Below are 21,301 nucleotides of genomic sequence, written 5' to 3'. Positions count from 1 at the left end.
TAAAAAAGGCAAGGGGAATCCCCTTGCCGCAACGTTCAAACACCGCGTCATGGGCTTTATGCCTTGGCGCGGTGCCTCGGCATTCTCGCCCGATGAGACGAGAAGTCAAGCAGAGACGTGACAAAAGCACTAATGAGAGAACGAATTCGAGACGAACTGCTATGGCGATTCGTTGATTTGTTACGTCTATTTTCAGAGACATAGCCAATGACCCCCTCCCAACGCCAGCCCGGAAACGAACTCTACCGAGCGCTCGGCCGCTATCGCGGCACACTGCGCTCGGTAGGGCTGTTCAGTGCGGTTATCAATCTACTGATGCTAGTGCCGCCGCTGTATATGCTGCAGGTCTATGATCGCGTACTGGCTTCCGGCAATACCACCACGCTAGTGATGCTAACCGGCATGGCACTGGGTCTGCTGGCGTTAATGGGTGCCTTGGAGTACATACGCAGCCTGGCGGTCATTCATATTGGCGAGCGGTTTGATGAGCAACTGAGGGAGCGGGTTTACGCCGCCGCTTTCGAGCGCGGCTTAAGCGGCCAGGCTGCCCAGGCGGGGCAAGCTACACGTGACCTTGACTCGCTGCGCCAATTTATCACCGGCAGTGCGGTATTCGCGTTCTTCGATGCTCCCTGGTTCCCGTTGTATTTGCTGGTGATGTTTATGTTCCACCCCTGGATAGGTTGCCTGGCGCTGGGGGGCGCCGTGCTGCTGGTGGGCTTAGCGTGGCTGAATGAACGGCTTTCCCAGCCGCCGCTGCGTGAAGCGGGTGCGCTTTCTGTACAAGCTAATGCCATGGCGGAAGCACAATTGCGTCATGCCGATGCCATCGAGTCGATGGGTATGCTGTCGGCCTTTACCCGCCGTTGGTCGCATTTTCACGATGGCTTTGTTGCGCTGCAAGGGCTGGCCAGCGAGCGTACCGCCCTGGTCACCGCTATTTCTAAAAGTTTACGCGTCGCGTTGCAGTCACTGGTGTTGGGGTTGGGCGCCTGGCTAGCGATTGGCGGGCAGATCAGCCCTGGCACGATGATCGCGGGTTCTATCCTGATGGGCCGTGCGCTCAGCCCCATTGATCAGGTCATCAATGCCTGGCGGCAGTGGTCATCGACACGGCTGGCTTACCAGCGTTTGGGTAACCTGCTAGCAGCACACCCGGCCCGCCAATCAGGCATGGACCTACCTGCCCCGCTGGGCAAGCTTGATGTGCAGTCGGTGAGCGCCATGCCGCCCGGCGGAAAAACACCCACGCTGGTTCAGGTGGGCTTCCAATTGGAAGCAGGCAGTGTGCTCGGTGTTATCGGGCCTTCGGGATCAGGCAAATCTACTCTGGCTAAACTACTGGTGGGCGTTTGGAAGCCGAAGATCGGTACTGTCCGGCTAGATGGTGCCGATATCCAACGTTGGAACAAAGCGTTGCTGGGGCCACATATCGGCTACCTGCCTCAGGATGTCGAACTTTTCGCCGGTAGCGTGGCAGAGAATATCGCCCGTTTCAGCGAACCAGAGCCCAATACAGTCGTCGAGGCCGCCAAAACCGCGGGCGTACACGAACTGATTCTGGCCCTCCCCAATGGCTACGACACCTACTTGGGAGATAGCGGAATCGGCCTTTCGGGCGGGCAGCGCCAGCGTATTGCCTTGGCCAGAGCGCTCTACGGCCCCCCTGCGCTCGTCGTCTTGGACGAACCCAATGCAAGTCTTGATGACGCCGGAGAAAAAGCACTATTGGAAGCGTTGCAGCGATTGCGCGAACACCACGTTACGGTGGTGCTGATCACCCACCGCCCTCAGGTACTCAAAGCTACCTCTCACTTGCTAGTACTACGTGAAAGCCGCCTGCAGAAGCTCGGCCCCACTGAAGAGATCTTGCAAGCCCTGAGCGCTGCCCGCCAAGCGGCGGCACCTGCCAATGGCGCGATGGCCACCCCGTATGCGCAAGGCGCTTATACCTACGGTAATGTTTCCATCAATCGTCAGGAGCAGCGCGCATGACCCTTCGCGATATCTCGCAGGCGCCGCCTGCTGCAAAACTGCATACCTCCACAGCCACACCGGACTGGCAAGCACTCGCCATGCACCGTAAGCGACGACCACTACGCATAGGGAGTTGGCTACTGCTGGGAGGCTTAGCACTGTTTGTGGCTTGGGCAGCCTGGGCACCGCTGGATAATGGTATCGCGGTACCGGCGACAGTGGTCGTCTCCGGCAATCGACAGGCGGTCGAGCATCCAACCGGCGGTATTGTTGAGCGGCTTTGGGTACGTGAGGGAGAACAAGTGGAAGAAGGTCAGCCGCTGATCAGCCTCGATACAGCACGGCTGCAAAACGAGACAAGCGCGTTGCGACTGCAGCGGGCTTCATCATTGGCTGAAACTGCACGCCTGGAAGCGGAACGTGATCACCTTGATACCTTTATCACCCCGGCAGAGCTCGCTAACAGCGGAGATATCGCCATCGAAACGCTACTGACCTTACAGCGCCAACTGTTCGCCAGCCGGCGTAATGCGTTGTCAGCCGAACTCTCAGGTATCAACGCTAACCTGGATGGACAGCGAGCAAGGGCGTCGGGCCTTGTATCCTCGCTGGCTCAGCAGCATATTCAGCTGTCAGTCCTGAGAGAACAGCGCAATAACCTGCGCGAATTGTCGACCGACGGCTACATTCCTCGTAACCGGCTGCTAGAGATTGAAAGTAGCTACGCTCAGCTGCAAGGCGATATTGCTTCGGCCACCGGCACTCTGCAGCAAACTCGACGACAAGTCGATGAATTGCAGTTACGGCACGCCCAGCGCAATGAAGAGTCTCTGCGTGACGTGCAGGATCTACTGGCCCAAGCACGCTTACGTACCCAGCAGCTGGCTGCTCAACTCACCAGCATTGAATTCGATCTGGCCGACGCCCAGATACGTGCTCCCCGCTCGGGCACAGTGGTGGGACTGACGCAGCATACCGAAGGCGGTGTCGTTCAACCCGGTGCCCTACTGATGGAAATTGTACCCCGCAGTGAACCCCTCTTAGTCGAGGGACAACTACCCGTTGAACAGATTGATCAAGTTCACCCAGGCCTCCCGGTAGAGCTTGCGTTTACCGCGTTCGAGCGTAGTAGCACACCACGCATACCCGGGACTGTTAGCCACGTTTCTGCTGACAGGCTAATCAATGAACAGACGGGGCTGCCTTATTACCGACTGTATGTAGAGATAGCGGCAGATGAACTCACTCCACTGGGTAATCAACCGCTCAAGGCGGGTATGCCAGTCGAGGCATTTGTACGCACTGGCGAGCGCACGCTGCTCAACTATATGTTCAAGCCGCTGCTGGACCGTGCACGCACAGCCTGGGGGGATGCATGATCCGAACGGCATTACTTCGATATCATACTTGGCTGTTGATAACCTACATCTGCTGGCCTTTCAGCGCGCACGCGCTAGATTTTCGTGAGACCTATGAACTCGCCAAACAGCACAACCCAGGTTGGCTGGCCGCACAGAGTGAAAGTGCAGCTGGGCAACAGGAGCGAGCCCTGGGGCGCTCGGCTTTACTACCCACACTTAGCTATCGCTACTCACGGGGCGAAAACTGGTCGGAAGTGCTGCAGGAAACACAGCGAGGCACAACCACAAGCGATATGAATTACTCCAGCTACTCGTCTGCCTTCACGCTGACGCAACCCTTGCTGGATGCTGCAGCTTTCGCCCGCTATCAAGCAGGCAAGGCACAGGCCGAAGCTGCTGTACTAACACTTGAACGCGCCCGTCAAGCACTTGCTGTTCAAGTCCTACAGACTTACACCGGGGTGCTTTACGCAAATGACGATATCGAGCTGGCTAAAGCCCACCTACGTGCCCTACAAGAAGAAAATGAACGCAGCCAGCGCTTTATCGATTACGGTGAAGGCACCCGTACTGACCAATTGGAGATTGCCGCTCAGTCACGCTTGGTGGAAGCTCAACTGATCGAAGCCGAAGATCGCCTGAATGACGCCCGCAATGAACTACACGCTCTGACCGGCACAGTAGCACCACCTGCTTCACTCGCCCCACTGCAGGCCGGTCAGCTAGCCCATAATGTGCAAACCACCCAGGAAAACCCAGTGCTATCTCTGGAACACTGGCACGAACTTACGCTCGCCCATAATCCTGAACTAGCCGCACAGCGCAGTCTATTGGAAGCAGCACGGCACCAATTGCATCAGCAGCGTGCCGGACATCTGCCGAGTGTGCGCTTGTACGCGCGAAGCCAGATATCCGACTCCAATTCAGAAAATATGATTGGGCAACGTTACGACACCGACAGCATTGGCGTTGAGGTTAATCTACCGCTCTATTCAGGCGGCCGGGTTGTCGCTGCTAGCCGCCAGGCAGATAATACCTATGAACAGACGCGTCACGAGCTAGATGCCGCAACAGTAGCGCTACGCAATGATGTTGAACGCCAATACCGTCTAACCCGTAGCAGCCAACAACGCATTGAGGCCTATCAACATACTGTTACCGCTGCGATGGCACGCCTGGAAGCTACGCGTAAAAGCATTCTCGGCGGTGAGCGAACCAATCTGGATGTGCTAAACGCCGAACGTGGACGTTTCGAGGCACTGCGCGATCTATCCCGCGCTCGCTATGATTACCTGTTGGCTTGGTTAACACTACGCTGGCAGGCTGGCGTTCTGGATAATGATGATATTGACCAGATCGCGGGATATTTCGCGCCATGAAAAAAGGTTATAAACGAAGGAGCCTGAGGTGACGCCAAAGCGCTTCCAAAGAAAAGCCTCAATGTTAGTACGCGGAATGTGGGTAGCGATCGCAGCGCTGAGTTTTAGCATCGGTGTACTGGGCATTTTTTTGCCCTTACTTCCCACCACCGTGTTCATGCTGATCGCCGTTTACTGCGCCTCTAAAGGCTCGCCACGTTTTGAGGCATGGATTCGATCAAGGCACTATGTTGGCCCACTACTGGTTACCTGGGAGCAAGAGCGCGCTATTCCACGGCGCGCAAAGCTGGCAGCCGTTAGCATGATTGCATTGAGCGGGCTAATCACCGTCTGGACTCTTGGCCCTGGCTGGCGGAGCTTGGCCATTATCGTGCTACTAATAATAGTGGCGGTGTGGCTGGCAACCCGACCGGAACCATCTTCTTGCTCGAAGTAAGCTGCTTTCGGGTTGCATTAAATGGATTAATCCCGCTATTTCTTCTTTCTGCGTAGCTGTACTAATGCTTCCTGCGCTAAATCAACACGTACGCTCCCTCCCCTCACCAATGCCTCAGCCACTCGTGCAATCTCTTCACCTTCAGCTCCCGCCATTAACGCGATATTTTTAGCATGCAGCGCCATATGTCCTTTTTGAATACCGGTCGTGGCTAACGCTTTTAACGCTGCAAAGTTCTGCGCTAACCCGACGGATACGATGATGCGTGCTAATCGATCAGCGCTCTTAACGCCTAAAATATCGAGGCATCGACGAGCGGTAGGGTGCGCCCGTGTGGCACCACCCACCAAACCCACGGGCATCGGCATTTCAAGGGTGCCGGTCAGGTTGCCATCACGACCTTTCTCCCAGTGGGTAAGTGAGCGATACCGCCCAGTCCGAGCGGCATAGGCATGAGCACCCGCTTCAACTGCACGCGTATCATTACCCGTCGCCAACACCACAGCACTCACCCCGTTCATCACTCCCTTATTATGAGTAGCCGCTCGATAGGGGTCCAAATCAGCGAAACGATAGGCCGCCAGAATTCCATCACGTACCGATGCTCCGCCTATTTGGTCAATATGCCAGGTCGCCCTGACTCTTGCTAAACGGCGATCAGCTAAATTCGATAGGATACGCAGTCGGCTCTCTCCTCCCGACCACTCTGCCAAAGAAGGAGCGACAGCTTCAGCCATGGAGTTGACTGCATTAGCCCCCATCGCGTCACGCACGTCCACCAACAGGTGGACAATCACCATGCCATCAAGTACACGAACTTCTAAATCGCGAAAGCCACCACCATGCTCTAAAAGTACGGGGTCCGTCGCGTCACAAATCCGCTTAATCTCATCGCGGGCATCCAGCAAGCGTAACCTAGCAAATTCTGGATTAGCTACTCCAATAAGTTGCACCTGAGCAATCATAATGGGGGACGACGTATCCGTATAAAAACCACCTGAATCACGACACTGCCTCGCTGCATTACAAACCGCGGCAACGACAGATGACTCTTCCGTCGCCATGGGAACCAGCGGCTCTTCCCCATCAATGATCAAGTTAGTTGCAACACCAATAGGTATATTTAAGGTGCCGATGACATTCTCAATCATACTATCGGCTGTTCCTGCTGGCAGGTTCCCGGTGTCCGCTAAATGCGCCTCGCCGGCAGCATCAAGGCCACTCATATCGGCAACGATACGCAGCCGCTCTCGGGGTGAAAGTTGATAAAACCCTGGAATTCTCGATGTGCTCGTCGTCATAACCGTTACCTACACTTGGATAAAGTATCGCGGTGGTGTGATATGTCCATTTGAGCGGTCAGGCCAACCAGCCCATGAGCCAAGGAGCAGCGTACAGCGTCATAAATTGCACGCCATAGTTCACACCCCAGCGGTTCAAAAGACCGGCAACAAGCGCTAATACCCCTACACCTAAAATCCCCATAACGCCTGCGTCCATAAATGCCAGAAGCATAACGAGCGAGAAGAACATCGCGAGAAAAGCCTCGTGAGGAATACGCTGGAAAACAAATACGCATATATGTCGGGCATAGCGCACGGCAATGGGATAAGTAATCAGCAGCGCTACACTGGCACCCAAAATACTGGCCACCGCGATTTCACTAAAACTCATCAAATGGTGAGCATTCTGTTCCAACGTCAGCACTGGCGGCGCATTAAAGAATGCATTGCCAGGACCAATCGCCATTGGGCTCATGGGAATGCCGAGCGCGGCGAGGGGTATTAAAATACCCGCGATATAAGCGGCATTAGTGACCGCATCCATTGAGGAAAGCGCACGGCTGGCTTTTTCTACCGTTCCCTTGACCCAACTCGACATCACCTCACCCAGAAAAATCGTTATACCGACGGGGCTCATAAAGAAAGTGACCGACCCCAGCACCGAACTGGCAGTCGCTGAAACTGCTTCTTGCCGAGTCAAAATTCGAAAAGGATTGGGAAAGCGACCAGTGTCGTTGCTGTTATCAGTGGCATAGATTTTTATTGTTTTAGGCTCATGAACAGTCATTTTGCGGCGCTCTTCACGCACAGTCAGCTGCGCCAGATTAAAGATCATCGGGCCAATAGTGATGCCTAAAAAGAACGAGATGAAAACTACTTGGCCTTCAGGAATAACCCCCATTCCCCAATAAAAGTGGCGTAGCGCTTGGATCAGTGCAGCCAATATGACAATGCTGATGAGGCTGATCACTTTTTCACGGCTCATTAGCGCTAAAAATACGGCGCCGACAAAAAAGATCTGGCTGGCGTACTGACTCAATACATCCGCCAAAGGCGTCAGCAAAAATGCCAACAACAAACTCACGGGAATGGCGACGAGGGTTCCAATGACCGAGCCCGACGCCATTTTGCGAATTGCTAACGTAGCGTGACCTTCCCGCTTGAGGATCATTGCGTGCTCGACCATCGGCGCTGACATTACGCCACCCGGTATCCCTGCCACCGAAACGGGTATCGAATCCGTCAGCTTCTTTGCCACAATAGCGGCCATAAAAAAAGCCAGCACGACAGGAAGAGGAATTCCCGCAACCACTAGTGCCAGCGTCACGGGGGCAAGCACCGCTGTTTCATCGGTGCCCGGTGCAACACCAATGGCGGTATAGACCACTACACCGATCAAAGCGGCAATTAACATCTGCAGAAGCAATATGACATCCATTTTCACGCCTCCTTTTCAATATCGAGACGGCGCTTAGGACGTAAAACAATGGCGTTAATAGCGAAGCCTAAGAGAGCTCCACATAGGCCAACGATTAGGGGCATCGGCGCTGGCCACGGCGTATAAATAAAACCGCCTAGTGTCAGCGGGGTAGAAATAGCTAATGCAATGATCAGGTCTTTTCCCGTCACCGTATCATCCCAAACGGTTAAGTAAGAGGTTTCTTTATGAGGCATGCAGGTACTCCAAAGACATCATTATTGGTTTTTTTATGCCCAGGTTGGCGGCCTATAGCTTGTGTAAATATAGGCCGCTGAGTAAGGTACACTTATACGAATTGTATGAAGTACTGTACCCATCAAACAATAGATACAGTTTAACCTTCACTCACAGTTCAGCCTTCCTTGAGTGCCATCGATGTCCAAATCTCGCCAGGTAGCCACCGCCCTGCTAAAAGCCATCGAAGATGGCCGTCTCTCACCGGGTACGCGAGTGGCCTCCATTAGAGAAGCTGCCCAACAGTTTGGCGTCTCGAAAAACACCGTCATTGATGCTTACGACCAGTTAGTCGCGCTCGGCCATCTGTATGCACGCCAAGGCGCGGGCTTTTTCGTATCACGCCCGCTACCGTCTGCAATGGAAGAGACAACGGCCGACCTCTCAGAAGCGGTCGACAGCGTGTCACTACTACGCGAACAGTTAGTGGGCAACTTTGAGGTGCGCGCGGGTGATGGCAGGGCGCCAGCTAGCTGGATGGGAGGTACGGAACTAACGCGCCTGATCAGGCGCAACGCCGGTCTCAATGGCATTAACGATATTGAATACGGTGTACCTCAAGGCTATTCCCCTTTGCGTGAGACCTTAGCTATGGCAATGGCTGGACGTTCGATTCACGCCTCTCACGATCAGGTCATGATGACCTTTGGTGCTAACCACGCCTTCGATCTCATTATTCGTCACTTCGTGGCTGCTGGCGAAAGCGTTCTGGTTGAAACGCCCGGCTATTACCCACTTTTTGGGAAACTTCGCCTAGCTAAAGCAAAACTTGTTGGCGTCCCACGTACAGCGGATGGACCTGATTTAGAGGAGTTTGAGAGAAAGGTAAAACACTATAGGCCACGGCTTTTTTTCTTGCAGCCCAACGCGCATAACCCCACTGGCAGTACTATGTCACTCAACAACATGCATCGGTTATTGAAGCTCGCTGATCACTATGGTGTAACGCTAGTGGAAGATGATGTATTCGCAGACATTCTTCCCAAAGGTAGCGCTCACCTCGCGGCTCTTGATGGGTTAGAAAGAGTTATTTATGTAGGTACATTTTCTAAAACGCTTTCCACAGGCTTACGCTGTGGCTACGTGGCAGGCAGTCGCTCAATCGTTAGAGCATTAGTCGATATTAAGATGCTCACTGTTGTGAACACCTCGACGTTCAATGAAATGGTTATACATGATCTGCTAATCAGAGGTCGCTATCGACGCCACCTTGCACAACTTCGCGAGCGGGTTGCCAAAGCCAGCGCGACTGCTTTGCGTGCTTTACAGCAAATAGGGGTCGACGATGTGAGTGGCCCAGGCGGGGGTTACTATTTATGGGCCAAACTGCCAACACATATCAATACAACGGAGTTGGCTAAAAAAGCGTCAGAGAAAGGTATCTTTATTGCACCTGGCGCCATTTTCTCACTACGCCCAGACAGTACCGATGCCAATTCCATGCGCATTAATATTGCCCACGCCAACGATCACCGTTTTTTGGACTTTATTCACACTGCTGTTAATCGCTAGCTACGGATATTCTCTACGTGAGAGACAATACTTCTCCGTTTGGGTATTTCATCCATGTGCTGCCTAGATAGCCACGGCCATTCAGCTTTTTAAAACAGCACCTTATGATCATCGTAAAAACATGGCATTAACTACTCTCTCAGAGTTTTTCTGCATCGCACGTTTAGGTAAGCTCAGTCGTGCCGTATCTAATATCTTCGCTTACGCTTAATAACGCCTCTAGCGGCTTTCCATCCAGCGAGTCGGTGGAAAGCCTCAGCAGATGGGCGAAGGTAGCTCCCGCACTATCCATACGCTGGATACCTCGGGTGGTATTGAACGCAAGCTCGACCCCCGAGCGAACGCCGGCGCCATGGAAAATCGCCAGGCCATGGTTGGAGGCGAACGCGGTACTTGCCGTGGGTACCTGGGGGCCGTGGTTGGCACCGGGTGTCGAGAGTTCAGCGACGGTGTCACCGCGTTGATTGGTGCCCCAGACAAAACCCGGCGCGTAGGCGAACAGTACGTCACCCATGTTGTCGCCCCAGTAGCCCAGCACGCTGGCGTCCTGTTTCTTGACCGCCAGCGCTACCACGTTGCGCTCGCCCGTGTCGGTGTCAACATACCAGGTGGTCAACGCCTTGAGAATTTGCGTCTGTACACGGGGAATTTCATCACCGGCAACGAGATCACGATTGACGAAAATCTCCAGACCGCCACGCTCATCCTTGAGAAACGCTTGGCTGCGCGCCGAGTTGGGTCGGCCCTGATCGTCGCTTGCGCACAGGCCGAACTCGGCCAATCGCCTGTGAATATCACACAGATGACTGTTGGGTACATCCCCATGGTCGGAGGCCAATACGACGACGGTGTCTTCATCCCGCCCCGCCAACGCCCGGCCCACAGCATCATCGAGAATTCGATAGGACTCACGGATGACGTCCAGATAGCGGGAGTGATCATCCTGCTGATAAAACTTCGATTCGGGATCGCACTGCGCGAGACAGGTGTGATGGGTTTCATCGTTGAGACGAAAGACCGTGGCGAATAGCTGAAAGCCTTCGTTGTTGAGTAGCGTCAGGGCGCTGTCGACCAGCCATTCGAGCTGATAGCGCCCTTCCTCGAAACTGGTCTCGAAATAGCGGCTATCGGGGTCGGCGGAGACCGTCCATTTGGAAATAAAGGGGCCATGACGTTCGATTAATCGCTGGGCGATCTCGGGCTGCCCACTCTCCGCGGCTGGTGCGGTCACCTGTGACTGGAGCAGATCCAGCTTGCCGTTCGTCGGATCAAAAGCGAGTAACTTGAAGCGTACCTGTGCGGCCTTGCCATCGATGTTTACCGCCATCCAGTCGCTCCATTCCTCAACTCCCAGATTGGCTTCGCTCAGGCCCGACTCTCCCGTGCCCAACGTTAGGTCCACGCGATCACCTTTCGGGCTCAGCTCAACAGGAATCGGCTCGCCTTTATGCACAGGGATGGAGGCCAGATATCCATCGCCTCGGCGTTCGATGCCAAAACGATTATGCTTCTGATGATGCGCCAGCGTGCCGGTTGGTGGCCACCCCAGCGCTTCGCTCTGGGGTGTGGTTTGCCACTGATCGAGATGAGTGCTGTGAAGGCAACCTGGCACGAGCTCCATGGGTGCCGGGCCGCTGCCGCTCCAGAACGGCGCGAAGCAGAGATCATCCGCGCCAGCCGGCTTGAGGCTCTCGGGAAAATGAACCAGCGCGGCACGTTGCCCGGCCTCCTGCATAAGCTCCAGCAGATGCCGGGTACCACTGGGCGATTGGCGCTGGCCAACCCAACTGGTGCCCGGCGCCTGGCCGGTCAGAAAGCTGACGAAGTTGGTATCACCCCAGGTCGAGATGTACGGCAGCAGGCGAGTGCTACCGCCCGTTTCGCGCAGACGCTGGATGTTCGGCAGCACGCCCTCGGCGCAGAAACGCTCGACGAGCTCGGGGATCAGTCCGTCGACACCCAGCAGCAAGATCTTGGAGTTCTGACTCATGACATTCTCCTGTGAGCGCAGATTATTGGATTCTGTAGCGATCGATTATCGCCCGATCAATTTCAATACCCAGGCCAGGCTTGTCGAGCACGTCGACACAGCCGTTGGCGTTGAGCTGGAACTCGCCGCCGATCAGTTCCTGACGGAACGGATGCGCCGATTGGTCATATTCGAGCATTGGCTCGTCCGGGGTCAGCGAGAGCGGCTGCGGCGGCAGGCTGGCGATAAACTGAACCGCAGCGGCAAGGCCGACGCCTGATCCCCATACATGGGGAACCAACGGTACATGCCAGGCCTGCGCCATGGCGGCGATTTTCTGGCACTCGGTGAGCCCGCCGGCAGCGCCGAGATCCGGCTGGATTACGTCCAGCAGCCCCTCGCTGATCAAGTCGCGATAGCCGATCTTGGAATACTCGTTTTCACCGGCGGCAATCCAGGTGCGAGAAATCCCCTTGAGCTCACGATAGCCATGACGGTTTTCCGGGCTCAGCGGCTCCTCGAACAGATGCACGCGAGTCTCTTCCAGTTCCATCAGAATGCGCCTCGCCGCTGGCACGCTATAGGCGCAGTTGGCATCCATCATCAGCGCCACGTCATCGCCTACCGCTTCACGCACCGCGCGCATATCGCGGATATCCGCATCAATGCCGAAACCGGTTTTGAGCTTCATCGCCCGGTAACCGTTGGCCTGATGGCGCAGCGCCTCTTCGACCACTTCCTCGGGATATTTTCCGCCCTCACGGCGATAGAACCCCGTCGCGTAGGGGCGAATCTCCTTGCGAAATGCACCGCCCATCAGGCGATGAATGGGCTGGTTCAGCGCCTTGCCGGTCAAATCCCAAAGCGCGATATCGATCGCCGCAATACCGAACAATGCCGCGCCCTTCTGCCCGAAGGGCCGGGTCTGGTTGTACATCGTCTCCCACAATACTTCACGGTCGAAGACCGAGCGCCCGATCACCAGCGGTTTGAGCGCATGCTCAACCATCGCCTGGGCAACCTGCGGCGGCTGAAGACCGTGATTGACGCACTCTCCCCAGCCCACCAGGCCATCTTCGGTGTGAATTTCCACCAGCATGGCGGTGCGTTGATGCACCCACCCCTGGGAGAATGAGAACGGCTGCTCCAACGGCGCGGCCAGCACATGGGTCTTGATGTCGGTAATAATCATGATGAATCGCTCCAACGGGGAGTCGGGGTTCAGGCACCGACTTTACTAACGGACAACCGGAACCGTTGCACGCTTGCAGCGAGCGGTGCGGTTAAGAAGAAAAATGAGAGCTGTATGAGCATGGCTTTCCCTTTTGCGGCTTGAAAACTCGCATGGTGTTGTCGTTAAGGCTGCTTGGGCACCCTGCCCGGTTAGCAGCTCTAGCGTCTGGGAGCATCCTCAAGCTTTGCCACGTCGCTCTTTTCCACGCCATTCGGCAAAAGCAGACCACAGCGTCCAAATCACGAACAGCGCGATCAGCACGAATAGTCCGGTGGCGATGGTGCTATGCGTGAAAAAGGCGAAGAAGTCACCGCGCGAAATCAGCAGACCCCGGCGCAGAGAACTTTCGAGCTGCGGCCCCAGCACCATGCCGATTACCAGCGGGGCCAGCGGATAGCCGCCGCGACGTAGGGCGTAGGCGAGAATGCCAGTCACTGCCATGACGATCAGATCCAGCGGATTGCCGCGCACCGAGACGGCACCAATGAAGCTGAACATCACGATGCCGCCCATGATGTAGCCCGCCGGCAGCTTGAACAGATAGCGGAACAGACCAACCGAAGGTTTGCTCAGAATCAGCATGGCCACGTTGACCAGGATCAGCACCACAAACAGCGCGTAAACGGTCTGTGCCTGATCGGTCATTAACCGCACGCCTGGCGTGATGCCGTGGATCACCATCGCACCCATCATCATCGCCGTGACCACATCGCCAGGAATGCCAAGCGCCAGCGTGGGAATGAACGAACTGCCGGTCACCGCGTTATTGGAAGACTCCGAAGCAATGATGCCATCCGGCTCCCCCTTGCCCAGATTGGCCCGACGTGGAGAGAGCTTTTGAGCGGCGGCATAGCTGATGAAGGCCGCAGCGGCGGCGCCAGTCCCAGGTAAGGCACCGATGAAGCTGCCAATGAACGAGCCACGCAACAGCTCGACCAGGCGGTGTACGATTTGAGGCAGCGTGGGGAATCGCAGTTTGGCTTCGGGTATTTGGGCGGCTTCGTCGTCGCGATCGGCAAAGCGTATGAACACTTCCGACAGCGCAAAGACACCGACCACAACGGGAATCAGCGTTAGCCCGGAGCTGAGCGCGTATTGGCCAAAGGTGAAGCGGTCGACCCCGGTAATCGGATCGCTGCCGACCATGGAGAAGAAAAAACCCATCATCCCGCAGAGCAGGCCCTTGAGCGTGCTGCCCTTTGAAACACCGACGATGCATAGCATGGCCAGACACACCAGCGCGAACACCTCGATGGAGCCGAAGTTGACCGCGAATTTGGCCAGCTGCGGCGCGCAAAAGATCAACAGCACGCAGGAGAGCACGCCGCCGAAGAACGATGCGAACGTCGCCCAGCCCAGCGCCTCGTCGACGCGACCCTGCTGGGTCATCGGGTAGCCATCGAAGGTGGTCGCCGCCGACTGTGGCGTGCCCGGCGTATTGATCAAGATCGCGGTAATCGACCCACCGTAGACCGAGCCACAGTAGACACCGATCAGCAACGCCATGCTGGTGATGACGTCCATGCCGAAAGTGAACGGCAAAAAGATCGTCAGCCCGACCACGGAGCCCAGACCGGGCAAACCACCAATGATGATGCCCGCCCAGGTGCCGATCACAATGGCCAGCAGCGCTTGCCAGGTAAAGGCATCGCCCATGGCCGCCAGAATCATATCCATCTCAAATTGCCCCGCTAGTCAACATGGCCGGAAGCCGGATCAGCAGTACGTGGTGGAACAAAAACCACAACCCACCGGCGATCACCAATGTGCCCAATACCAGCGGTAAGGGCCGGCGGATGCGAAACAGCCATAGCGTCAAAGCGACCACAGGCAACGCCGAAATCACAAAACCCAGCCATGCCGTGGCGATGGCCGACGTCAGGACGGCGGCCATCAATAGCAGCAACGGCGAAAATGTCATTGTTTCTACCGACAGCCGGCTTACGACCTCCCCGATTAATACGAATAGCGCCACCGTGCACCACAGCGCCAGCACGATCCGCGGCATCAGCATGGCATCCGCCGGCCCCTGCCAAGCACTGATCGACAGCGCACAGCCGGCTATCAGCAGCACCAGTGCGATCAGCACACGGGGTTGAAACAACGTTGCAGGCATAGAGTGCTCCTTGAAATGGATCGGCTATCGAGATCACTGAACCAGTCCGGCATCCTCGAGAACCTGTTTGTTGGCCTCAAAGCGTTGCTGCACGAAAGCTTTGAACTCGTCTGGCCCGAGATAAGCGATGCCGGCCTTGGCCCGATCGGCAAAGGTCATGAAGCGCTCGGACTCCAGTGTCGCCTTGCAAGCATCGGCATACTGTTGGGCTCGCTCATCGGAAATGCCCTTCGGCGCCACGATGCCCTGCCAGACAGCAAAGTCCATCTCCGGCAGGCCAAGCTCGGCCATGGTTGGCACGTCTGGATACCCTTCAACTCGCTGTTCAGCGAATACCGCTAGCGGTCGCAGATCGTAGCTCTCGAGAATGGTCTCGGTATCGGCAATGACTTGAATTTCGTTGCCCGCCAGCGCGTTCATCGCCGGCCCGGAGCCACTGTAAGGCACGTGCTCCGCTTGCAGATCGCTATTGACGACCAGTGCCGCCATGGCCAGGTGCGGCAGCGTGCCGGGACCGGATGAACCATACAGGAAGGGATATTCCTGGGAACCCTCGACCAGCTGTTCGAAAGACTCGACGTCCGACGATGGCGAAACCATCAGGAACATCGGGTTGGAAACGGTGCGGCAGATGTAAGTGAAGTCATCCGGCCCGTAGGGCAGCACTTTCATCGACGGCTGAATCGACAGCGCGCCGGCTGGCTCATAGCCGATGATATTGGGATTGCCTTCGCTATTAGCCACTTCGGCAGTTCCCACCGTAGCGCTGGCTCCTGCCACGTTGCGCACGACAGAGGTCACACCCAGCTGCTGGGAAAATATTGGCTCGAAGCTACGTGCCACGATGTCGGTGGCACCGCCGGCGGCGAATGGAACAATTATATCTAATGTTTGGGCTTGAACGGTTTGAGAGGCTCCAACGAACATCAGCAGAGTCAAAGAATGGCGTATGGATTTCATTTTTTCTCCTTTTCGTATCGCTACGAAATTGTATTTTTTTCTGGAGCATCAACTATTTTAAAGTCTAGGATTAAATATTTGTTATTAACTCGCTATAATCGTAGCGCTACGATTCAAATCCTAACGCTACAGTGAGAAGAGTCAATACTATTCGACCAATTCTTTAGTCGAACAGCTAGCCAACTTTGGACAACCACAGGTCAGCGTTAATACTGCTATTGATACGTTCTCTTTGGTGTGAGGTACCATGCGAGGGCTGGCAAAACGAATTCAATGAGCTGTTTTACAAAGAAAACGGGAAGAGAGGATAGTGAGAAAGCGCAGACAAATTTCACAACGAGCCACTATGAGTGAGGTCGCCCAGCTTGCGGACGTCTCACCAAGTACTGTATCTCTCTACTTGCGTCGCCCCGACGAGGTCTCTACTCGCAGGGGCGAGCGTATTCAGTCGGCAATCGATAAGTTAGGCTACCTCCCCAATACCATGGCTGGCGGCCTAGCTTCGTCGCGCTCTAATATCATCGGGGTGATCGTTCCCACGATCACCTTCTCATTTTTTTCCGAAACCCTTGAGACGCTTGAAAAGAGCCTACGCGCTGCAGGTTATCAGCTGTTGATAGGCAATACGGAATTCGACGCCTCACGAGAAGAAGAACTGATTCGCTCGATCCTAAGCTGGAACCCCTCCGGACTTGTATTGACGGGGTTCTCGCATAGCCGAAAATCGGTTTCGCTGCTCACCAAAAGCGATATTTCAATCGTTGAAATGTGGGACTACGGCCAAGAAGGGTTGGACATGGTCGTGGGCTTTTCACATCGTACCTGCGGCCGTCTAGTGGCAGAGCACCTCATACGTAACGGCTACCAAAACATGGCTTTTTTAAGCACTAATTTTCATCGCGACATTCGCGCAAATGAACGCTATCTCGGTTTTCGAGACGCTGTCGTTGCTTCTGGCGGTTCCGTGGAGCTTCGCGAACTTGTCGGGCGAAGTAATACAGCAGAGGCAGGCAAGCTGCTGAGGATCCTGATCAATGAACACCCTGAAACCCAAGCTTTGTTCTGCTCTAATGATATGGTCGCGCTTGGTGCAATGCTTGAATGCCAGCGGCAAGGCTGGTCAATACCCGAGCGGCTAGCGATCGTAGGTTTTGGCAACCAAGATTTCACTGGCAGCACTCTCCCACCAATGACGACGGTGGAGCCTCCCCGGCAGGAGATTGGTAATCATACCGCGCGACTGTTACTTACAAGACTTAGGGGAAACGACTCCACTAATACGGAAACAAGAATAGATCTAGGTGTAAGGCTCATCGTTAGAGAGAGCTCTTGAGCTTTCATATTTTTCTTAGCCTGTCTTTTTTGGCATCTAGATCAGTGGCAAAACTTCTCCGTTCGCGTATTTCATCCATGTTTTTGCTAAGTGTTGACGCAGTACCTGCCCCACCTTCACGGCATCCCGCGCCTCTAGTGCCGACATAATCGCTTCATGCTCTTCCATCGCTTTCGCCCACTTTTCTTTTTTATCGTTGGAAAGGTAGCGCACTCGGTAGAGCTGGCGGCTAAGCGTGCCGTGCATATCGATCAGCGTTGCGTTATTCGACAAAGACACAATTCTGTTGTGTATCTCCTGATTGAGTCGAAAATAGTTTTGCTGATCACGCCGCAAAAAGGCTGCTTTCATCTCAAAGTGCAGCGCCTGCAGTTCGGCCAAATCATCATCGGTGGCGGAAACACAGGCAAGCTCTGCCGCCGCTTGCTCAAGCACACTCAATACATAAAGCTTTTCCTGCATGTCGGCGGGACTGACCTCCGCGACGACCGCACCTCGATTAGGTGAGATCACCACCAGCCCTTCTGCCGCCAGGATTTTTAACGCCTCCCGCAGTGGCGTGCGCGAAACTTGAAGCTCAACTGCCAATGTTCGTTCGGGCAAACGCTGCCCTGGCTGAAAATGATCCATGACGATATGTTCGCGCAAGTAGTGCGCGACTTTTTCGACAAGACCTGGCGAGTGCGGCTGGGCTGTTTCCTGCATGGGCGTATTCACGTAGTAAGCAATCGCCAAGAATGGCATACCAAAATATTCCTTACAAATTAAATGGCGTTATTAGCCATTTTTTTAATTCATAAATATCAAACAGATAAATATAACAAGACGCATTGCAAGACCAAAGTATAAGCACCCACCAATTGACCTCCAAAATGGTATACCACTACATTCCACACACATAAGTATCGCGTTACTGGTCGCGATAGCACGTTTACACAAGCACGCGTCCGCCATAGCAGACCGTTCGGCAAAGGGAATACCCGCACCTTATGAACTACTTACAACATTTTCAAACAGACAAGGTAGTGGAGGCCTGCATTGCGGGTGCAGGCGACTTTGGCCGAGGAGTGCTGCGTCAGGCACGTCAGATGAAGGGACTGTCGGCGCGTATTGCTATCGACATTAATCCTGAAAAAGCCGCGGAGGCCTTGCTTCATGCGGGAATTTCGAATGAAAAAATAATGGTATGCCATTCTGAGCAAGACGCTCAGCGCGCATGGGAAAAGGGCTATTTTATCGCAGCGGCCTCTTTTGACGCCGTTAAAGAGCTGCCTTTCGATATTTTAGTCGAGTCAACCGGTATTCCCGATGTGGGTGCACGCTTTGCAGAAGCCGCCCTGCTCGCCGGAAAGCATGTCGGCATCGCGACCAAAGAGACTGAGTCAGTCGTGGGGCCCTACTTAACACGCTTAGCCTATCAACAAGGCCGTTTGTTCACGCCGTTAGACGGTGACCAGCCTAGCCTGCTCATTGGCTTACTAACGTGGGCCGACACGCTTGGCTTTGAAATTATTGCTGCCGGCAAAAGCAGCGAATATGACTTCATTTGGGATGAAGCCAGTGGCACCGTCACCTGTAACGGCACGCCGTTTTCAGCCCCAGACTTGCATGAGCTTTGGGAGCTACCGGCAGGCCGTGAGCGCGAGGTAGTGGCGGCACGGGGCAAAATGCTGGCCGCAATACCGCAAATTTCAGTCCCCGACCTATGTGAAATGGTCAACGTTGCCAATGCCACAGGGCTAAGCCCGGACCGGCCTGAGTTTCACGCAATGGTGCTTCGTACCTCGGAAGTACCCTCGCTGTTGGATTTACAGGCTCAGGGCGGGGTCTTGGAAGGGCTACAACGCCTAGAAGTATTTAACTGCCTGCGGCGCCCCGATGAGCTGAGTTTTGCGGGCGGTGTATTTGTAGTCGTGCGCTGCGAAGACCCGCACGTGTGGACTCTTTTGCGTGATAAGGGTCATGTGCTCAGCAGCAACGGCAACAGCGCCATGATTTATCTGCCTCGTCATTTGCTGGGCCTTGAAGCACCGATTTCTTTATTAGACGTGGTCATTAATGGGCTTACTTCCGGCGGCGGGCATGCCACAACGCCGAAGTTTGATCTAACGGCGCGGGCAACGCAGCCTATTCAAGCAGGCCAATCTCTCGAGATGCGCGGCCACCATCGGCACATAGAAGGGCTGCGTCCTGAAATTCATCCTGCGGCATCGCTGTCCTCAGCCGCTAAAGTACCGTTTTATCTACTGCCCGGGGCGCAAGTTATTCGCGATATTGCCTCAAATCAACCGATTACCCTAGCAGACGTGACGCTACCCGCCTCAACGTTAAAGCAACTGCGCGAAAAGCAAGATCTGATGTTTCAGCAGGACACATCAGCATCCAGCGCCTCTGTCGTTAGCACGCTCGACTAACCTTCCCTCACGGGACTAAAAAAGCAATAAAAAACATACTGGAGACACACCATGTTTACCAAGCTCTCGCTCACTAAGCACACGCTAAAAATGGCTACTCTCGGCGCAACTCTGGTTAGCTGCGCTACCACGGTCAGCGCTGACGACGCCGCAGACTACCCCACTAAGCCTATCCAGTTTTTGGTAGCGGCAGGTGCCGGCGGCGGCACGGACAACTTTGCTCGCGTGGTCCGCCCCATGTTTGAAGAAGCCCTCGACGGTGCGCGCATTACGGTGATTAACCTTCCCGCCGCCTCCGGTGCGCTGGCCCACCAGCGTACTGCCAACGGCGCGCCAGACGGGCATACCCTGGACTTCGCTTCCACGACACTGGTCACATCACTGGCGGCAGGGCAAAACCCCATCGGGCTTGATCAACTGACTCCCGTGGCGCGCCTGCAGCCAGATGTGATGGCGCTGTTCGTTAATCCCGAGCGCTACCCGGATTTTGAATCGTTCCTGGCGTATGCGAAGGAAAACCCCGGCAAAGTGACCGTGGGTGGCACACACACGGCAAGCCCTGATCACGTTGCGTTTCTTGCCCTACGCGATGCCTCAGGCCTGGACATGAACTTCATTCCTTACGACAGCACCGGCAATGCCACGGCCAACGTTCTGGGCAATAATATTGATGCCACCACCACCTCGCTGAGCCCACTGCTGAGCTATATGGAAGCGGGTCAAATGATGCCGATTCTGGTGTTTAGCGATGAGCGTCTGTCTGACTATCCGGATGTGCCGACGACCGTAGAGCACGAGTGGGATCTAACCGATGGCAACGATCGGGCAATTTTTGTTCACGCGGATACGCCAGAACCGATTCTTCAGCGCCTGGAAGAGACGTTTAAAAGTGTTTACGACTCTGAAGAGTACCAATCTTACGCCGAGCGTGTGAATTTGGACTATCGCGATGGCTGGATGGGCAGCGATGAGTACCGCCAGCGTCTTGAACGTAACTACGAGCTCTACTCACGGTTACTGAGCAACGACTGAATAGAGCAAGGTGAAGGCAGGCGAATCACTCGCCTGCCTTCCAACACTCACTGACACAGTCGGGCGCTTAGCATGCCCGTCACGTCATTGTCCCTTCGGGGTTTATCATGCACGCCAGGATTGCCGTTTTTGCCTCCGCTGTAGTGCTTCTCGCACTGGTCAGCTTAGCGCCTACCCTTCAGTTCCCCAGCTCCGCTGAGGTTTCTACCTTTATTGGCCCGCGCGTATGGCCTCTCTCGCTGTTAATTGCGCTGCTTGGATTGGGTGGCGCGCTGCTCTTCATAACGTGGCGGGATCAACGCAATGGAACGGCCGCTGAGGATGAGCAGGAAATAACCTTGACGCCTCAAAGCAGAAACTTAACGTTTGCTTCCACCCGTCACTGGTGGCTGATCGCGACGACCATCGTCTACACATGGCTCATCGGTGTCGTTGGTTTTCTCATCGCTAGTATTGCGTTCACGTTGGTATGCACGCTGCTACTCGGGGCACGCTCCTGGCGCACAGTGCTGATCACCATCGTTATCGCCACGCTGCTGATGCAGGGCGTTTTCGTCATGCTGCTTGGCATCCCTTTATGA

At 55.0% G+C, this 21,301-nt stretch carries 18 protein-coding genes and 1 pseudogene; 9 read left to right on the top strand and 10 right to left on the bottom strand.

Annotated elements, in window-relative coordinates:
* Positions 1-207 precede the first annotated feature (207 nt).
* Genes ACT3TF_RS07100 through ACT3TF_RS07085 form a run of 4 tightly spaced genes read left to right on the top strand, consistent with a single transcriptional unit; the run spans position 208 to position 5,153 of the window.
* The gene (locus ACT3TF_RS07100) at positions 208-1,995 is read left to right on the top strand and encodes a type I secretion system permease/ATPase (protein ID WP_444671874.1); all 1,788 of its coding nucleotides are present in this window, start codon (positions 208-210) and stop codon (positions 1,993-1,995) included.
* On the top strand, positions 1,992-3,356 hold the full coding sequence (locus ACT3TF_RS07095; protein ID WP_441685684.1) for an HlyD family type I secretion periplasmic adaptor subunit: 1,365 nt from the start codon (positions 1,992-1,994) through the stop codon (positions 3,354-3,356). Before ACT3TF_RS07100 ends, ACT3TF_RS07095 begins: the two co-directional genes overlap by 4 nt.
* Positions 3,353-4,717 carry a TolC family outer membrane protein gene (locus tag ACT3TF_RS07090; protein WP_444671873.1) on the top strand — a complete coding sequence of 455 codons (1,365 nt, stop codon included), beginning with the start codon at positions 3,353-3,355 and terminating at the stop codon, positions 4,715-4,717. The genes ACT3TF_RS07095 and ACT3TF_RS07090 overlap by 4 nt, the downstream gene beginning before the upstream one ends.
* A 28-nt stretch (positions 4,718-4,745) precedes the next feature.
* Positions 4,746-5,153: a YbaN family protein gene (locus tag ACT3TF_RS07085; RefSeq protein ID WP_444671872.1), complete on the top strand. Its 408-nt coding sequence runs from the start codon at positions 4,746-4,748 to the stop codon at positions 5,151-5,153.
* Positions 5,154-5,188: 35 nt separating this feature from the next.
* Here ACT3TF_RS07085 and ACT3TF_RS07080 read toward each other — a convergent pair whose 3' ends face one another.
* Genes ACT3TF_RS07080 through ACT3TF_RS07070 form a run of 3 tightly spaced genes read right to left on the bottom strand, consistent with a single transcriptional unit; the run spans position 5,189 to position 8,110 of the window.
* The gene (locus ACT3TF_RS07080; protein ID WP_444671871.1) at positions 5,189-6,454 is read right to left on the bottom strand and encodes a hydroxymethylglutaryl-CoA reductase, degradative; all 1,266 of its coding nucleotides are present in this window, start codon (positions 6,452-6,454) and stop codon (positions 5,189-5,191) included.
* A gap of 58 nt (positions 6,455-6,512) precedes the next feature.
* Entirely contained in the window at positions 6,513-7,874 is a 1,362-nt protein-coding gene (locus tag ACT3TF_RS07075) for a tripartite tricarboxylate transporter permease (RefSeq protein WP_192535751.1), read from the bottom strand.
* A 2-nt stretch (positions 7,875-7,876) separates the two neighbouring features.
* Entirely contained in the window at positions 7,877-8,110 is a 234-nt protein-coding gene (locus tag ACT3TF_RS07070) for a hypothetical protein (RefSeq protein ID WP_192535752.1), read from the bottom strand.
* 181 nt (positions 8,111-8,291) lie between these two features.
* On the opposite strand from ACT3TF_RS07070, the gene ACT3TF_RS07065 reads away from it, so the two are divergent.
* Positions 8,292-9,662, top strand: a complete 1,371-nt coding sequence (locus tag ACT3TF_RS07065) for an aminotransferase-like domain-containing protein (RefSeq protein ID WP_444671870.1) — start codon at positions 8,292-8,294, stop codon at positions 9,660-9,662.
* A gap of 163 nt (positions 9,663-9,825) precedes the next feature.
* Here the strand turns inward: ACT3TF_RS07065 and ACT3TF_RS07060 are convergent, their stop codons facing one another.
* The 6 genes and pseudogenes from ACT3TF_RS07060 to ACT3TF_RS07035 form a co-directional block, all read right to left on the bottom strand.
* A complete protein-coding gene (locus ACT3TF_RS07060; protein ID WP_444672024.1) occupies positions 9,826-11,274 on the bottom strand; it encodes an alkaline phosphatase family protein in 1,449 nt (482 codons plus the stop codon).
* A gap of 237 nt (positions 11,275-11,511) precedes the next feature.
* Positions 11,512-11,652 (bottom strand): annotated as a pseudogene (locus ACT3TF_RS07055) (hypothetical protein); the annotation flags it as partial.
* A 22-nt stretch (positions 11,653-11,674) separates the two neighbouring features.
* Positions 11,675-12,823, bottom strand: coding sequence for a mandelate racemase/muconate lactonizing enzyme family protein (locus ACT3TF_RS07050; protein WP_192535755.1), 1,149 nt, complete (start codon positions 12,821-12,823; stop codon positions 11,675-11,677).
* Between the two features lie 219 nt (positions 12,824-13,042).
* The gene (locus tag ACT3TF_RS07045; protein ID WP_192535756.1) at positions 13,043-14,542 is read right to left on the bottom strand and encodes a tripartite tricarboxylate transporter permease; all 1,500 of its coding nucleotides are present in this window, start codon (positions 14,540-14,542) and stop codon (positions 13,043-13,045) included.
* Position 14,543: 1 nt separating this feature from the next.
* The gene (locus ACT3TF_RS07040) at positions 14,544-14,981 is read right to left on the bottom strand and encodes a tripartite tricarboxylate transporter TctB family protein (protein ID WP_192535757.1); all 438 of its coding nucleotides are present in this window, start codon (positions 14,979-14,981) and stop codon (positions 14,544-14,546) included.
* A 33-nt stretch (positions 14,982-15,014) separates the two neighbouring features.
* Positions 15,015-15,941 carry a Bug family tripartite tricarboxylate transporter substrate binding protein gene (locus ACT3TF_RS07035; protein WP_444671869.1) on the bottom strand — a complete coding sequence of 309 codons (927 nt, stop codon included), beginning with the start codon at positions 15,939-15,941 and terminating at the stop codon, positions 15,015-15,017.
* A 346-nt stretch (positions 15,942-16,287) separates the two neighbouring features.
* On the opposite strand from ACT3TF_RS07035, the gene ACT3TF_RS07030 reads away from it, so the two are divergent.
* Positions 16,288-17,274: a LacI family DNA-binding transcriptional regulator gene (locus ACT3TF_RS07030; protein ID WP_192535759.1), complete on the top strand. Its 987-nt coding sequence runs from the start codon at positions 16,288-16,290 to the stop codon at positions 17,272-17,274.
* Positions 17,275-17,310: 36 nt separating this feature from the next.
* Here ACT3TF_RS07030 and ACT3TF_RS07025 read toward each other — a convergent pair whose 3' ends face one another.
* Positions 17,311-18,018, bottom strand: a complete 708-nt coding sequence (locus tag ACT3TF_RS07025) for a GntR family transcriptional regulator (protein WP_441685670.1) — start codon at positions 18,016-18,018, stop codon at positions 17,311-17,313.
* A gap of 245 nt (positions 18,019-18,263) precedes the next feature.
* Between ACT3TF_RS07025 and ACT3TF_RS07020 the strand changes: the two genes are divergently transcribed.
* The 3 genes from ACT3TF_RS07020 to ACT3TF_RS07010 all read left to right on the top strand — a co-directional run bounded on the left by ACT3TF_RS07020 (position 18,264) and on the right by ACT3TF_RS07010 (position 21,301).
* A complete protein-coding gene (locus ACT3TF_RS07020) occupies positions 18,264-19,688 on the top strand; it encodes a flagellar biosynthesis protein FlgA (RefSeq protein WP_441685668.1) in 1,425 nt (474 codons plus the stop codon).
* A gap of 51 nt (positions 19,689-19,739) precedes the next feature.
* Positions 19,740-20,720, top strand: a complete 981-nt coding sequence (locus tag ACT3TF_RS07015) for a tripartite tricarboxylate transporter substrate binding protein (protein ID WP_444671868.1) — start codon at positions 19,740-19,742, stop codon at positions 20,718-20,720.
* Positions 20,721-20,827: 107 nt separating this feature from the next.
* Positions 20,828-21,301: a tripartite tricarboxylate transporter TctB family protein gene (locus ACT3TF_RS07010; RefSeq protein WP_444671867.1), complete on the top strand. Its 474-nt coding sequence runs from the start codon at positions 20,828-20,830 to the stop codon at positions 21,299-21,301.

The sequence above is a fragment of the Halomonas sp. AOP25-F1-15 genome (genome assembly GCF_052378675.1).
Classification (GTDB): domain Bacteria; phylum Pseudomonadota; class Gammaproteobacteria; order Pseudomonadales; family Halomonadaceae; genus Vreelandella; species Vreelandella casei.
This window is presented reverse-complemented; position numbering and strand designations above follow the sequence as displayed.

Excerpts from the sequence above, each read along its gene's own strand:
- ACT3TF_RS07100 (WP_444671874.1), top strand. The coding sequence starts at position 208 with ATGACCCCCTCCCAACGCCAGCCCGGAAACGAACTCTACCGAGCGCTC.
- ACT3TF_RS07095 (WP_441685684.1), top strand. The coding sequence starts at position 1,992 with ATGACCCTTCGCGATATCTCGCAGGCGCCGCCTGCTGCAAAACTGCAT.
- ACT3TF_RS07090 (WP_444671873.1), top strand. The coding sequence starts at position 3,353 with ATGATCCGAACGGCATTACTTCGATATCATACTTGGCTGTTGATAACC.
- ACT3TF_RS07080 (WP_444671871.1), bottom strand. The coding sequence starts at position 6,454 with ATGACGACGAGCACATCGAGAATTCCAGGGTTTTATCAACTTTCACCC.
- ACT3TF_RS07075 (WP_192535751.1), bottom strand. The coding sequence starts at position 7,874 with ATGGATGTCATATTGCTTCTGCAGATGTTAATTGCCGCTTTGATCGGT.
- ACT3TF_RS07070 (WP_192535752.1), bottom strand. The coding sequence starts at position 8,110 with ATGCCTCATAAAGAAACCTCTTACTTAACCGTTTGGGATGATACGGTG.
- ACT3TF_RS07065 (WP_444671870.1), top strand. The coding sequence starts at position 8,292 with ATGTCCAAATCTCGCCAGGTAGCCACCGCCCTGCTAAAAGCCATCGAA.
- ACT3TF_RS07050 (WP_192535755.1), bottom strand. The coding sequence starts at position 12,823 with ATGATTATTACCGACATCAAGACCCATGTGCTGGCCGCGCCGTTGGAG.
- ACT3TF_RS07045 (WP_192535756.1), bottom strand. The coding sequence starts at position 14,542 with ATGGATATGATTCTGGCGGCCATGGGCGATGCCTTTACCTGGCAAGCG.
- ACT3TF_RS07040 (WP_192535757.1), bottom strand. The coding sequence starts at position 14,981 with ATGCCTGCAACGTTGTTTCAACCCCGTGTGCTGATCGCACTGGTGCTG.
- ACT3TF_RS07035 (WP_444671869.1), bottom strand. The coding sequence starts at position 15,941 with ATGAAATCCATACGCCATTCTTTGACTCTGCTGATGTTCGTTGGAGCC.
- ACT3TF_RS07030 (WP_192535759.1), top strand. The coding sequence starts at position 16,288 with ATGAGTGAGGTCGCCCAGCTTGCGGACGTCTCACCAAGTACTGTATCT.
- ACT3TF_RS07025 (WP_441685670.1), bottom strand. The coding sequence starts at position 18,018 with ATGCCATTCTTGGCGATTGCTTACTACGTGAATACGCCCATGCAGGAA.
- ACT3TF_RS07020 (WP_441685668.1), top strand. The coding sequence starts at position 18,264 with ATGAACTACTTACAACATTTTCAAACAGACAAGGTAGTGGAGGCCTGC.
- ACT3TF_RS07015 (WP_444671868.1), top strand. The coding sequence starts at position 19,740 with ATGTTTACCAAGCTCTCGCTCACTAAGCACACGCTAAAAATGGCTACT.
- ACT3TF_RS07010 (WP_444671867.1), top strand. The coding sequence starts at position 20,828 with ATGCACGCCAGGATTGCCGTTTTTGCCTCCGCTGTAGTGCTTCTCGCA.